The following is a 12304-nucleotide window of genomic DNA, read 5'->3' on the forward strand; positions in this document are numbered from 1 at the left end:
ACATGAAGAAGGTATTGCGTTGTCATACCAAGCTTGAACAGTCGATTCATCAAGCCAAAAAGTTAGCAAACCCCGACTGATGAGTGCCCTGTAGTATCCCTTCCAGTTAGTGATGTTGAACTTTTACTTTGCCAAGGTATGTCGGGGTATCGTCAGGAATATCGTGAACTGATCCTGATAACAACCCAAAATTCAATTTATTCAACGTCTATTACGCCCCCTCGTTTTTACAACAACTGAATTTGATGCAGTATGGAACGTTCTATCAACGTACCGCGACAAAATGGGATGAACATCTCATTAATCCTGGCTGCATTACTGGTGCAAGCAGGTCGTCAGCACAAAAATTACCTGTACCAAGGCGTTCCCTGCCGCACTGTCTTCTTATGCACGGCGATATTGGATCAGGTTTCCGCAATCCATACCCGCATCTCCCCTTCGCCTCGGTTGGCCCAGCAAAAATAGGGAATAAAGAGCAAGGAGCACTGTCGGCGTCGCGGAGGCTCACCGTCATAATCATAAAGGGGCTGTTGCAACGCATCTGTTACCGACACGCCTTCCCCCGGTGCCTGGATCAGTGTTTTCCCTGCCAGTACTCCTTCGCCGGCCAACAAACGAAAATTATTGCCAGCAGACAAACTCAGTTGATGCAGATTATCGCCGTTATCAGCCTGTTCCAGGCAATACACCAGCGGTCCACGTTGCAAAGCAACCTTGCCCAGGTTTTGGCGTACCAGCGGATTGCTTCGTACCCGGCGCACCGGCATCGGTAAGATCAATTGAATATTGTCACCTTCAGACCAGGTACGCGTGAAATAGACATATCCTCGCCGGGGCGTCATATCAACAGGTTCGCCGTTCAGGATCGCCTGTGGCTCCGGGCACCAACCCGGCAAACGCAGCGCCAGCGTAAATGACGTCGCGGACGGACAAGTTACCGTGATATTAACGGTATCATCCCAAGGATAATTACCGGTTTGACACACCGTCAGGGAATGCTCGCCCACAAGAAGAGTCACCTCGCTGCCGATATAGAGGTTCACAAACAGGGTTTCTTCACTTCGGGTGTAAATGTAATTTCCGAGAGACCCCAACAACCGAGCGATATTGGGTGGACAGCAGGCGCAGCCGAACCACTGCTGACGCACCGGTTTGATGTGATCGAAAATATGGTTGCATTTGATGGCGCCAGGATGGACCTCCAGCGGATTGACGTAGAAAAAGTGTTTCCCGTCGAGAGCCATACCCGCCAGCACGGTATTATACAGTGCCCGTTCCATCACGTCGGCATATTGCCCGTCTGTCTCCATTTGCAGCATGCGCCGGGCAAACATCATCAGGCCGATAGACGCGCAGCTTTCTGTATAGGCGGTGTCGTTGGGCAGATCGTAATCGGAAGTAAACGCCTCTCCATGGCTTTGTGCGCCGATCCCGCCGGTAATGTACATTTGACGTTGCGTCATATCGTCCCATAAACAATGACAAGCGCGGCGCATATCTTCATCGCCGCTGATACATGCCAGATGGGCGACACCCGCCAGCAGATAAACAAACCTGACCGCATGTCCTACCGCTGTCGTCTGCAACGCAATGGGTTTGTGCGCCTGGCTGTATGATTTGTCTTTCACCATCCAGGCCGCGCCGTAGTTTTGCCAATAGGAGGTGCGACCGCGATGTTCATATTCAAGGTCATAAAAGTGGGGTTCGGTGCCCCGTTGTTCAACAAAATAACGCGCCAGGGAGAGATAACGTTGCCTGTCGGTGACGTCATACAATTCCATCAATGCCAGTTCGATTTCCGGGTGACCCGGATACCCGTGAAGCTGCTGGGGGCCGGGGCCAAAAACTTCATCAATATGATCAGCCAGGGCGCAGACAACCTCGAGCAGGCGGGTTTTACCGGTGGCGCGGTAGTAAGCTACGCCGGCCTCGATCATATGTCCGGCGCAATACAATTCATGGCATTCCGCCAGGTTAGTCCAGCGCTGCTTCGGTGCCTTCACTGTGAAATAGGTATTCAGGTAGCCGTCTGGCTGTTGTGCAGCGGCGATCAGTTCAATGGTTTCATCAGCGGTATGCTCTAGTTGCGGATCCGGCTGTTGGCACAGCATCCAGGCCACCGCCTCCAACCATTTCGCCACATCGCTGTCCTGGAATACCATACCGTAAAATTCTCCCTGGCTGCATCCTGCCGCGAGACGAAAGTTTTCTATGGCGTGGCTAGGCTCTGCGTCGGCGATACGATCATTTAGCGCCTCCCACTGGTACGGCAAGACCACATCCCTGACCAGTCGCTGATAATCCAGCCAGAAGGAATCGGTCAACTTGATATGATGCAGGTCTATTTCAGATGTTTTTCCCATTTTTGATTCCCTGGTTAAGGTTTAGGCTAACTGACGATCCTGAAGATCACGGGATATGCGAGTCATACTGGCATTGTCCAGTCGGCAGAAATGTAAGGCGACAGCCAGCAAGACATGAAATATCGCCGGTATTAAGCTTTCCATCATCCGGATGCCGTGGAGTGACGCGGGAGTTTGATGATCGATACCGGGAACATAGGCCACCAGAACAAACACCAGGCTGATAATACCGGCACTGGATGCCCAGGCCAGTTTGATAAAGAACAGATTAAACGCAAAGCTCATACCCGATGAGCGAATACGCGTTTTCCAGAAACCATAATCATCGGCGAACGCCATCAGGGAGAAATGCAACGTCAGGGTAAAACCAAGGATAACGCTGTTGATGAAAATCACCGCCAGCCATAGGGTGCGATAGGCTTCCCCCGTGGGGATAAACCACATCAGGATACCCAGGACCGCCAAGACGATATTGGTGTAATAATACAGCCTTACCGTGTCGATGCGGCGAGATAAACCATTGACAATCATTGCGCCAATAATGGATGCCACGGTGACAGCGGTAAAAAACAGCGACGTGTAACTGGAGCTGCCGTGCAGCACATAGGAGATGAAATACATATACCCACCGCCGCGAATATTAAAGACATTTATCAGCAAAAATGACATCAGTAACATCAGCAGCAACTGATCGTTTTGACGCAAACCCCGTAAATGTTCCCGAGGTGAAAACTTACCCAGTACCGTCATGGGAACCCGTTCGCGCACCCAGAAAAAGCAGCACAGAAACATCGTTACCGCAATAACACACAGCACAGCGACGCCGCGTTGATAGCCGTGGGCTGCATTGCCGTTCCCCAGTGTAGCCACCAGCCAGGGCAATCCCACCGAGACCAGGAAACCAGCAATACCGCACAACACGAAGCGCCAGGCCTGACAGGAAATCACCTCCCGGTGGACACCGGTCATGGTATTTATCAACGCGCAATAAGGCACATTGATGGCGGTATAGCTCAAGGAGAGCATCAGGTAGGTGACAAAGGCCCAGAGGATTTTTACATTGAGACTCACATCGGGCACAGTGAACGTCAGGATACCGATAATACCGATGGGTAAAGCAGCCCATAACTGCCAGGGACGGAATCGCCCCCAACGGCTCACGGTTCGGTCCGCTAGCACCCCCATCAGGGGATCGGATACAGCATCTACGACACGAAGCACAATAAACATGATGCCCACCAGTGCCGGAGTGAGACCGAATATATCGGTATAAAAGAAGGTCAGGAAATTCATCATCAGGCTGGTAATAACGGTGCCACCCGCATCACCTAAACCGTAGCCGATCTTTTCACGAATGGATAAATAGCTGCCGACAGTTATTTCCGGGACAGCAGTATGAGGAATGGAGGTGGTTGACATTATTTTCTCCTCGCCGATAACGAGTTATTGGCATGCGGAAGGGTAAGAAGTTAATGACTCAATTTAGTACATATTTTTATTGTTCCACTGGTTAAAACTCGCACACTATATGGGCCGCAACAAGGTGCGGAAAAGGTAGATAAACGGTACGATTCCGACATGGATTTAAAATTGTGAAGCAGATCAATAGTGCAGCCGTATTACCTGAAATTCCCGTGCTTGTTTGCTAAGTTGAAAAGAAGTAGTAATTACGGTAATTAATTATGCTTGAAATATCAGTCAATTATCCAATTAGAATTGAAAATGGCGGTTTGTTTATTTCTCGTGGACTCGGCCATCACCCCACCCGTATTCTGGAATCCTATGAATTGATTTTTGTTGAACAGGGGATATTAGCGATTCGAGAAAATCAGCATGATTTTTATGTCAAAGCCGGGGAATCACTTTTATTATGGCCAGGCAGGAAACATGCAGGAATAGGTGATTTTCCCGCAGATTTAAAATTTTATTGGCTGCACTTCGATAGTGTGTCTACCCGGCCCTCGAAAGAAGAGGCCATTAAATTACCCATACCGCAATATAGTAAAATACGCGATCCTCACCGGTTTGTTACGTTGTTCAGACTGTTTCTCAGCGAGCAGGAAAACCGGTCGCCTGCCTCCTCGTTGGAATTGATTCTACTGCTGCTGCTACAACAAGTGGCGGACGGCTGGACCGAAAGTACTGAACCGGCAGAACCGGGTATAGCATTGGCATGGAAGGCGCAACAGCTTATCGGTACCCAGTTTCATCTGCCCCTTACCGCATCCGGGTTGGCATCACAGCTCTTTTGCAATGTTGATTATCTGGGGCGGGTCTATAAAATGACCTTTCGCATGACCCTCACCGAGGCCATTCATCGGCGACGCATCGGTAACGCCGAAAAGATGCTGATAGCAGACTGCGGCGTCATTGCCGATATAGCAAAACGCTGTGGTTTTCAGGATGTGGGATACTTCAGGCGGCTATTTCGCCGGCTGACTGGTCTGACACCGCTGGAATATAAAAAGCGCTACTGTAAAGAGCATATCAATTCAGATATCTAGCCGGGACGAGCTGTAGGCACACCGACGGAACCAGGGTCCAGCCGTTTGTTCTCGATGATGAAACAGAGAAGAAGACAGAGGGGTATAACGCGGTTTACTCGTCAATGGGACAATCGCTGGAATCGTTGCCTTTCATCAGCATCAACCTGGTCTGTAAACCAGGTATCATGTTGTATTTCCTGGCTTCAATATCCCCTGCCGTTTTCCCGGGTCAGCAAGTGGCCGTGGTCAAAAAGTAAAACTCAGCGTGTAATTTCTCTTTTTATGAACGTTTTGGAAATTAGCTGGTTTTAGCTAATTGTTGAGTTAGTGATTGGCATGGCTTAATGAAATGGTCTCTCCCACAGTGGGATACGTTATCAGCAGTGCCGCTATAGAATGGGGATGACCATTTCATTAAACCGAAAAACATATAACCCGCGCCCTGTCATGAGAAATTCTTTTTATTTTTTTAGTTATGTTATTTCAACATAGTCATTTGGCGTAGACCTGAGTTTAAGAATAAGATAGTAGACAGATAAACCCCCAAATATAAGCTGGCAACGACTTTAGCTGGTGAACGTACGCATTGCCGATAATTGAGTCATCATATTGCCGGGTAATTTTATGTACTTCTGCAAATAACAATTGATCGGCACCGGTCATCTCCACTTTATGCGTCACCACAGCGAAACAGCACGGCATCAAAGCCGGCGTTCAGTTCTTTCAAGGCATCAATGAATGGGATTGGGCGGAACACACAACGTCGAAGAATGCAATAGCGTTCACCGAAAACGACATAGAACCAGGTACTTCCAGGCCAATACCAAGACAACACATTCAGGCTTTTATTCCGAAATAAGTGAAATTCCAATAAAGCCAATGATGCAGAACAACAACCATTAAAAATGATTGTTATTCTCATCCACATAAAATAATCCCCTGAACATGACTGTAATATTTACTCTTATTTGGTTATTAACATTTACATGTGTTAAGAAACGATATTATCGTTAGTAAATTTTAAAAAAATAAAGATAAAAAACCAAATAAACAAGATAAAACATTACTTGTTATTAATATCAAACATCATCTGATTTTATGGTGTATGAAAGCCTGAGTATTAAGTAACTTAATATTATTTCCTTCTTTTATTCTTAATGAAAATAGCGTCATATTAAAACGTTCGTTTATCCAATACAGAAACATTTCCATATGAAGCGTTTTATTTTGAAAATTAAATATTTAACTGAGAGGAATTAATTTATGACAGAAAATAACAAAGTCGCTTTGTCGGTCGATTTTTCGCCGGTGAAAATCGGCCTGGCACTAGTGTTTTTGATGATCCTAATGAATATCTTTTTAGGTATTTTGTTCGGCGTTCATGAGGATTTTTTTCAAAACTATATCCATGCAGGCATAGCGGCTCATCCGTCTTTATTCACTGATCCAGCCAAGGATCAGAGCATCATCTGGCGCTGGGTTGAGAGAGCACATTTCCATGCCGGGGGTATCGCCGCCTTTGTGCTGGGCATGATCACCATTACTGCGCTGACAGATATGTCGAATCTCCGTAAACAAGTCACCTCTATCCTGATGGGACTGTCGTTCTTCTACCCTATGGCGTGGTTTGCCATGTTTTTCTACGCGCCTCAAATAGGACGAGCAGCAGCCCATCACACTCTGCTGGTTGAAATATTTGTCAAAGTCGGCGTTGGTGGTCTCGGCCTGGGTATGCTTTCTTTGCTGTTATGGTTGTTTCTTCCCGCTAAAAAATAACAATCTATAGAAAATGATTAAATCAGCACGCTGCGACATTATCCGAAACCGCTGGATGGAGATTCCCCCCGGCACGGTAAGCCGTGCCAAACAACAAAAACAAAGCCCGCTTACGTTTTCTTAAGCGGGCTTTTAACTTTTGCTATTTGATTACATTTTTTATTTTGGACGGTATCTATTTCCCCTGGAATAGCAAAAAATTACTCCTTCACCGTTTCTTCCAGCGTGAAACGGCCTAACGGGTTTTGGTGGAATCCTTTAATGTTTTTACGAGTAACGTTGCGGTACGGGCTGTAATAGAGATCGATCCAGTTCACATCCGCTTTGGCCATTTTTTGCAAATCGATATACATCTGCTTACGCTTGACCGGATCCATTTCGACACGAGCCGCGGCAACCAACGCTTTGACCTTTGCATTATGGTAACGGGTCATGTAATTCATGTTGGAATCATCACCCAAAACAAAGGTGGTTTTCTGATCGGGATCGAGAATATCGTTGGTCCAGTACATCACTGAAATGTCATAGTCGCCAGCAACCAGCATGCTCCAGCTCTGGCTTGGGTCCACCTTCTGCAATTTGGCGGTGATGCCCGCTTTTGCCAACTGTTGCTGCAACAAAATGGCAATCTGTTCATCCACTTCGTCACCGGCATTCACCAGATAATTGAGCGTCAGATTTTTTACGCCGGCACTGGCTAACAGCTGCTTGGCTTTTTGTGGATTGTAAGGCCGTTGCAAATTATCCGCGTAGTGATAAAGCGCCCCGTCGGGAATATAGGAATTGGCGATTTTACCGTAGCCAAACGTGATGGTATCGACGATGGCTTTTTTATCTATCGCAAAATCTATCGCCTGACGCACCGCCACCTGGCCTAACGGGCCATGTGAATGGTTAATTAGCAAGTGATCTTCGCGGGTTGAGCGGTCCAGCCTAACGTTCAGGTTGGGATCTTTTTGCAGCGACGCGATACGAGAGAAGGGGATAGACAAAGCCGCATCAATCTCGCCAGCCTGCACTTTCAACATACGGGTGTTGTCATCCGGCAGCGTCAGCCATTCCACGCCATCCAGTTTCACTTTGTTGGCTTCCCAGTAATAGGGGTTTTTCACCAACACCACCTTCTCGCCCCGATCCCACTCTTTGACACTAAAAGCACCAGAACCTACCGGGTGTTCGGCAAAGTCCTCTTCGCCTTGCCTGGTCAACGCCTGTTGCGATATCACCGAAGCATTAGGCAACGCCAACTGTGACAGAAATGCCGCTGACGGCGTTTTCAAGGTGATCACCAACGTGTGCGGATCTTTGGCTTCCGCCTTATCAATAATGCTGTAAGAATCTCGCCACAACGATTCGGCACTGTCGCGGATACGCAGCAGGCTGAAAACGGCATCGGCCGCCGTCACCGGTGTACCGTCTGAAAATTTGGCGTCACGCATTTTCAGGGTATAGACCTTGCCATCCGGAGAAATACTCCAGCTTTCCGCCAGCCCCGGCACCAATTTTGTGCCACTGTCATCAACGCGAATCAACGGATCAAACACATTGGAGAACACCCAGTTATCCGCGTTTTGTGCCGATTTTATCGGGTCAAACGTGGTGCTGTCTTCATGGCGTCCAATAGTGAGAATCCCGGCAGCCGGTGCCATTTCACTGACCAGGCTGAACGCCAGCATCAGCCCGGCGGCAATAACGTTAAAATGCTTTTGCTTCATGTAACATTTCCTCAGTCAACGGATAAATCCTGTCGCTGCTGCTGTCATCAAGCACGCAGGCGAAGGCATGGTCGGCAATATGCCGGGTTTCGGGTACTGTGCCCTGACAGCATGACGGTAAGGCATAGGCACAACGTGGATGGAAAGCGCAACCGGCGGGAATATCCAGCGGACTAGGTGGCTCGCCCTGTAGCGAATGCCTGGGTAGTGGCCGGTCAGGGTCAATCTCGGGAATCGCTGCGACCAATGCCGCGGTATATGGGTGTCGCGGCGTGCTGAAAACGATGGGTGTTGGCCCACTTTCCACAATACGGCCGAGATACATCACCGCCACCCGGTCGCACAGGCGACGCACAATCGCCAGATCGTGGGCGATAAACAGAATCGCCAGCCCCATACGCTCACGCAGGTCCATCAACAAGTTGATAATTTGCGCCTGAATAGAGACGTCTAACGCCGCCACGCATTCATCGGCAACAATTAAACGCGGCTCGATGGCCAGCGCCCGGGCAATACCCGCCCGCTGGCACTGCCCACCGCTCAATGCCTGCGGACGGCGCGTCGCCTGCTCCGGGCTCAAACCTACCAGCGTCAACAACTCGGCAACCCGTGCCGCGATGGCAGATTCCGCCACTTTGTGATGCACACGCAGCACTTCGGCAAGGCTTTCACCTAGCGTCTGACGCGGATTCAACGACGAAAACGGGTCCTGGAAAATCATCGCGGTTTGCTGGCGCAACCGAGTAATATCCGGCCTCATCCCATCGGTAATCAATCGACCGTCAAAACGTACACGGCCTGAAGTGGCATTTTCCAAATGCAGAATCGCCCGGCCCAGCGTGCTTTTTCCGCTGCCGGATTCCCCCACCAGCCCCAGCGTTTCACCGGCCTGAATGTGTAAGGACACCCCATTGACAGCGTGAACATACCGTTTTTTAGGACTAAAACCACCGGACGCCGGAAAAGCGACCGAGAGATCTTCCACTTCCAGCAATGGATACGATTTACTGGCCATGTTCCCTCCCACACAGCATGGTATGTAACGGATGGTGACACGCGGCAGCATGCGCACTGCCAGGCGTGGCAGTCTGCATCACCGGCTGAACACGTTGACAGTCAAGGGTGGCGTGCGGGCAACGTGGATGAAAACGGCAACCAGTGGGAAAACGCTGCGCCAATGGCGGCTGACCCGGTAGGGTGATCAATCGCCCTAATCCACCCTCGCTGGCGGGCTGGCAATCAATCAGCCCGCGGGTATAGGGATGGCGCGCCTGCGCAAGTACCTGACGTTTATCCCCAGATTCACACAATCTTCCGCCGTACATCACCGCAATACGATCACAGGTTTGTGCCACCACGCCGAGATCATGGGTGATCAGAATGATGGCAATGCCCAGCCTGTCCCGCAGGTCGCCAAGCAGTCGCAGAATCTGCATCTGTACGGTGACATCCAGCGCTGTGGTGGGCTCATCGGCAATCAGCACCTTCGGTTCACAGGCCAGTGCCACGGCAATCATGGCGCGCTGACGCATACCGCCAGAAAATTCATGCGGGTAGTTGTCCACTCGCCGAACCGGATCGGGGATGCCAACCTGACGTAATAATGTAATCGCCTGCTGGCGCGCATCGTGGCGACTGGCGCCGAAATGCAGACGCCGACTTTCGGCAATCTGCTGACCGATGGTCATCACCGGGTTCAGATGGCTGGCTGGATTCTGGAAAATCATGCCAATTTCCCGACCGCGGATGGCAGTCATCTGCTTGTCGTTGAGCGTCAATACATCCGTGTCATTGAGCCTGATTTGACCCTCGCGAATCGTCAATCCCTCACCGGGTAAGAGACGTATCATCGCCCGGCAGGTCAGGGTTTTTCCTGAGCCGCTCTCCCCCACCAGACCAAGAATTTCCCCGGCGTCCAATGACAGTGACAACGTATCCACCAGCGCCGTACCCTGACGGTCTTCAATCATCAGGCCTGAAACCTGCAACAGTGTCATGGTTGTGCTCCCAGCTTGTCGCCCAATCCGTCAGCCAGCAGACTGAAACCCATCGCCAACACAACAATGGCCAGTCCAGGAAACGTGGTTATCCACCAGGCGGTGGTGATAAAACTTTGGCCTTCGGCCACCATCACGCCCCACTCGGCAATCGGTGGCTGAACGCCAAGACCGAGGTAACTCACTGCCGCGCCATTGAGCAACACCAGCACGCAGTCAGACATGGAAAACACGATCGAGCTGGTAAGCGCGTTAGGTAATATATGTATAAACAGAATGCGCGGGTGGCTATAACCCAGACTTCGCGCCGCCAGAATAAAGTCCCGATGTTTAAGCGTCAGCACCTGTGAGCGCACCAACCGCGCATAAGACACCCATCCCACCATCGCCATAGCGATATAAAAACTGCCGAGTCCTGGGCCAAGAATGGCAATAATCGACAACATCAACACCAGAAATGGAAACGCCAGCACAATATCGATGATCCGCATCAAGATGGTATCCACCACACCACCGAGATACCCGGAAAACGCGCCGATGACCGTACCGATGGTAAAGGGGAAAATCACCCCGATGATGCAGATTTGCAGATCCACCCGTGCGCCCCACATCACCCGGGAAAAAATATCCCGGCCAAAGTTATCGGTACCGAAAGGATGAAGCAGACCAGGCGGCAACAGTGTCGCGGCAACATTCTGAGCGATGGGATCGTAAGGTGCCAACCAGGGACAAAACAGAGCCAGTAACACCCAAACAAACAGAATCGCCATGCCGGTTCTTAACGCCTGCTGGCGCGGTAGCCAGCGACGTTTGACACCAGAGAGGATGGTCATCGCGCTCATAGTTTCACCCTCGGGTCTAGCGCTACGGTCAACACGTCAGCCAGGAGATTCACCACCACCGTCGCCAGGGAAAATACCAGCACCACGCCCTGAACCACCATGTAATCACGGCTGATGATCGCCTTAACCAGCAATTGCCCCATGCCGGGAATAGCAAAAACACTTTCAATTACCACGGTACCGCCAATCAGCCACCCGATATTGACCGCCAGCAGATTGACCGTCGGCACCAGTGAATTCGGTATAACATGACGCCAGAAAATACGATTTTCGCTCTGTCCACGCGCCCGAGCGGCGGTGACATAATCGTTTTGTAATTCCATCAGCAGGCTGGCGCGCAAATTACGGGTCAGCACGGCGGACAACGCCAGCGCGACCGTCAGACAAGGTAAGAACATATGATGCAAACGTTCGCCCCAGTCACTGCCATAGCCCGATACCGGAAACCACCCCAGCGAGAGGCTGAACAGCAAAATCATCATGATCGCCAACCAGAACGAGGGCAAACCCAGGCCAATGGTAGAGAACAGACGGACGGCCTGATCGGCCAGCTTTCCACGATGACGGGCGGCACTGGCGGCCAGTGGTATGGTAAACAGTATCGATAGCAACACACTGCCCAACACCAGATACAGCGTCGGTTCAAGGCGTGACATGATCAGTTTCAGGGTATCAACTCGATAGATAATCGATTTTCCCATCTCACCGTGCAGCAAATTGCGCAGAAAATAGAAATATTGCAGCCACAGCGGTTCATTCAGCCCATATTGCGCCCGAACGCGGGCGATAGCGGCGGGTGTACTGTGTACTCCCAGCAGAATGCGCGCCGGATCGCCGGGAATGGCTCGCACCATAATAAAAGTGAGCACACTGATACCGAACAATACCGGCAGCAATTGCAACGGGCGCCACAACATAAAGCGGTAACGGTGCATGGCTATCCTCTCATGTGATGCTTAAAATTCGGTGTACGGTGGCGAAACAACGGATCATGGGCATGCCACCTGAATGTCGGGTATGGCTGCGCACCTGATTGGTGCAACGCGGTATAACAACGCATACTGCCCAGACCTTCCATTCGGGCATCCCGCCTTTGCTGCTGCGCTGAATGGTCACGCTTTATCA

The 12304-nt window shown here is 50.5% G+C and carries 10 protein-coding genes; 2 read left to right on the forward strand and 8 right to left on the reverse strand.

Annotated elements, in window-relative coordinates; translation table 11 throughout:
* Positions 1 to 404: 404 nt before the first annotated feature.
* A complete protein-coding gene (locus tag CWC46_RS16890) occupies positions 405 to 2363 on the reverse strand; it encodes a glycoside hydrolase family 127 protein (protein WP_021015372.1) in 1959 nt (652 codons plus the stop codon).
* Positions 2364 to 2384: 21 nt separating this feature from the next.
* Positions 2385 to 3782 (reverse strand): MFS transporter, encoded by a 1398-nt coding sequence (locus CWC46_RS16895; protein WP_021015371.1) that lies wholly within the window; start codon positions 3780 to 3782, stop codon positions 2385 to 2387.
* Positions 3783 to 4045: 263 nt separating this feature from the next.
* Here CWC46_RS16895 and CWC46_RS16900 point away from each other — a divergent pair, with 263 nt between their 5' ends.
* Complete coding sequence (locus CWC46_RS16900) at positions 4046 to 4867, forward strand: AraC family transcriptional regulator (RefSeq protein ID WP_021015370.1); 822 nt, start codon at positions 4046 to 4048, stop codon at positions 4865 to 4867.
* Between the two features lie 652 nt (positions 4868 to 5519).
* On the opposite strand, the gene CWC46_RS16905 is transcribed toward CWC46_RS16900, so the two are convergent.
* On the reverse strand, positions 5520 to 5777 hold the full coding sequence (locus CWC46_RS16905) for a hypothetical protein (RefSeq protein WP_021015369.1): 258 nt from the start codon (positions 5775 to 5777) through the stop codon (positions 5520 to 5522).
* A 335-nt stretch (positions 5778 to 6112) separates the two neighbouring features.
* On the opposite strand from CWC46_RS16905, the gene CWC46_RS16910 reads away from it, so the two are divergent.
* Entirely contained in the window at positions 6113 to 6625 is a 513-nt protein-coding gene (locus tag CWC46_RS16910) for a hypothetical protein (protein ID WP_021015368.1), read from the forward strand.
* Positions 6626 to 6825: 200 nt separating this feature from the next.
* On the opposite strand, the gene CWC46_RS16915 is transcribed toward CWC46_RS16910, so the two are convergent.
* From CWC46_RS16915 to CWC46_RS16935, 5 genes are read right to left on the reverse strand one after another with little or no spacing between them, the layout of a single operon-like run.
* Positions 6826 to 8340 (reverse strand): ABC transporter substrate-binding protein, encoded by a 1515-nt coding sequence (locus CWC46_RS16915; RefSeq protein WP_021015367.1) that lies wholly within the window; start codon positions 8338 to 8340, stop codon positions 6826 to 6828.
* Positions 8321 to 9355, reverse strand: a complete 1035-nt coding sequence (locus CWC46_RS16920) for an ABC transporter ATP-binding protein (protein ID WP_021015366.1) — start codon at positions 9353 to 9355, stop codon at positions 8321 to 8323. The genes CWC46_RS16915 and CWC46_RS16920 overlap by 20 nt, the downstream gene beginning before the upstream one ends.
* Complete coding sequence (locus CWC46_RS16925; RefSeq protein ID WP_021015365.1) at positions 9345 to 10337, reverse strand: ABC transporter ATP-binding protein; 993 nt, start codon at positions 10335 to 10337, stop codon at positions 9345 to 9347. The genes CWC46_RS16920 and CWC46_RS16925 overlap by 11 nt, the downstream gene beginning before the upstream one ends.
* On the reverse strand, positions 10334 to 11179 hold the full coding sequence (locus CWC46_RS16930) for an ABC transporter permease (RefSeq protein ID WP_021015364.1): 846 nt from the start codon (positions 11177 to 11179) through the stop codon (positions 10334 to 10336). Before CWC46_RS16930 ends, CWC46_RS16925 begins: the two co-directional genes overlap by 4 nt.
* Positions 11176 to 12114 carry an ABC transporter permease gene (locus CWC46_RS16935; protein WP_021015363.1) on the reverse strand — a complete coding sequence of 313 codons (939 nt, stop codon included), beginning with the start codon at positions 12112 to 12114 and terminating at the stop codon, positions 11176 to 11178. Before CWC46_RS16935 ends, CWC46_RS16930 begins: the two co-directional genes overlap by 4 nt.
* Positions 12115 to 12304 lie beyond the last annotated feature (190 nt).

It is taken from the genome of Prodigiosinella confusarubida, from assembly GCF_002847015.1.
Lineage (GTDB): Bacteria > Pseudomonadota > Gammaproteobacteria > Enterobacterales > Enterobacteriaceae > Prodigiosinella > Prodigiosinella aquatilis.

What these genes read in the sequence shown, in the direction of transcription:
- CWC46_RS16930 (WP_021015364.1), bottom strand. Translation starts at nt 11,179, where the DNA reads ATGAGCGCGATGACCATCCTCTCTGGTGTCAAACGTCGCTGGCTACCG.
- CWC46_RS16905 (WP_021015369.1), bottom strand. Translation starts at nt 5,777, where the DNA reads ATGTGGATGAGAATAACAATCATTTTTAATGGTTGTTGTTCTGCATCA.
- CWC46_RS16910 (WP_021015368.1), top strand. Translation starts at nt 6,113, where the DNA reads ATGACAGAAAATAACAAAGTCGCTTTGTCGGTCGATTTTTCGCCGGTG.
- CWC46_RS16935 (WP_021015363.1), bottom strand. Translation starts at nt 12,114, where the DNA reads ATGCACCGTTACCGCTTTATGTTGTGGCGCCCGTTGCAATTGCTGCCG.
- CWC46_RS16920 (WP_021015366.1), bottom strand. Translation starts at nt 9,355, where the DNA reads ATGGCCAGTAAATCGTATCCATTGCTGGAAGTGGAAGATCTCTCGGTC.
- CWC46_RS16900 (WP_021015370.1), top strand. Translation starts at nt 4,046, where the DNA reads ATGCTTGAAATATCAGTCAATTATCCAATTAGAATTGAAAATGGCGGT.
- CWC46_RS16925 (WP_021015365.1), bottom strand. Translation starts at nt 10,337, where the DNA reads ATGACACTGTTGCAGGTTTCAGGCCTGATGATTGAAGACCGTCAGGGT.
- CWC46_RS16895 (WP_021015371.1), bottom strand. Translation starts at nt 3,782, where the DNA reads ATGTCAACCACCTCCATTCCTCATACTGCTGTCCCGGAAATAACTGTC.
- CWC46_RS16890 (WP_021015372.1), bottom strand. Translation starts at nt 2,363, where the DNA reads ATGGGAAAAACATCTGAAATAGACCTGCATCATATCAAGTTGACCGAT.
- CWC46_RS16915 (WP_021015367.1), bottom strand. Translation starts at nt 8,340, where the DNA reads ATGAAGCAAAAGCATTTTAACGTTATTGCCGCCGGGCTGATGCTGGCG.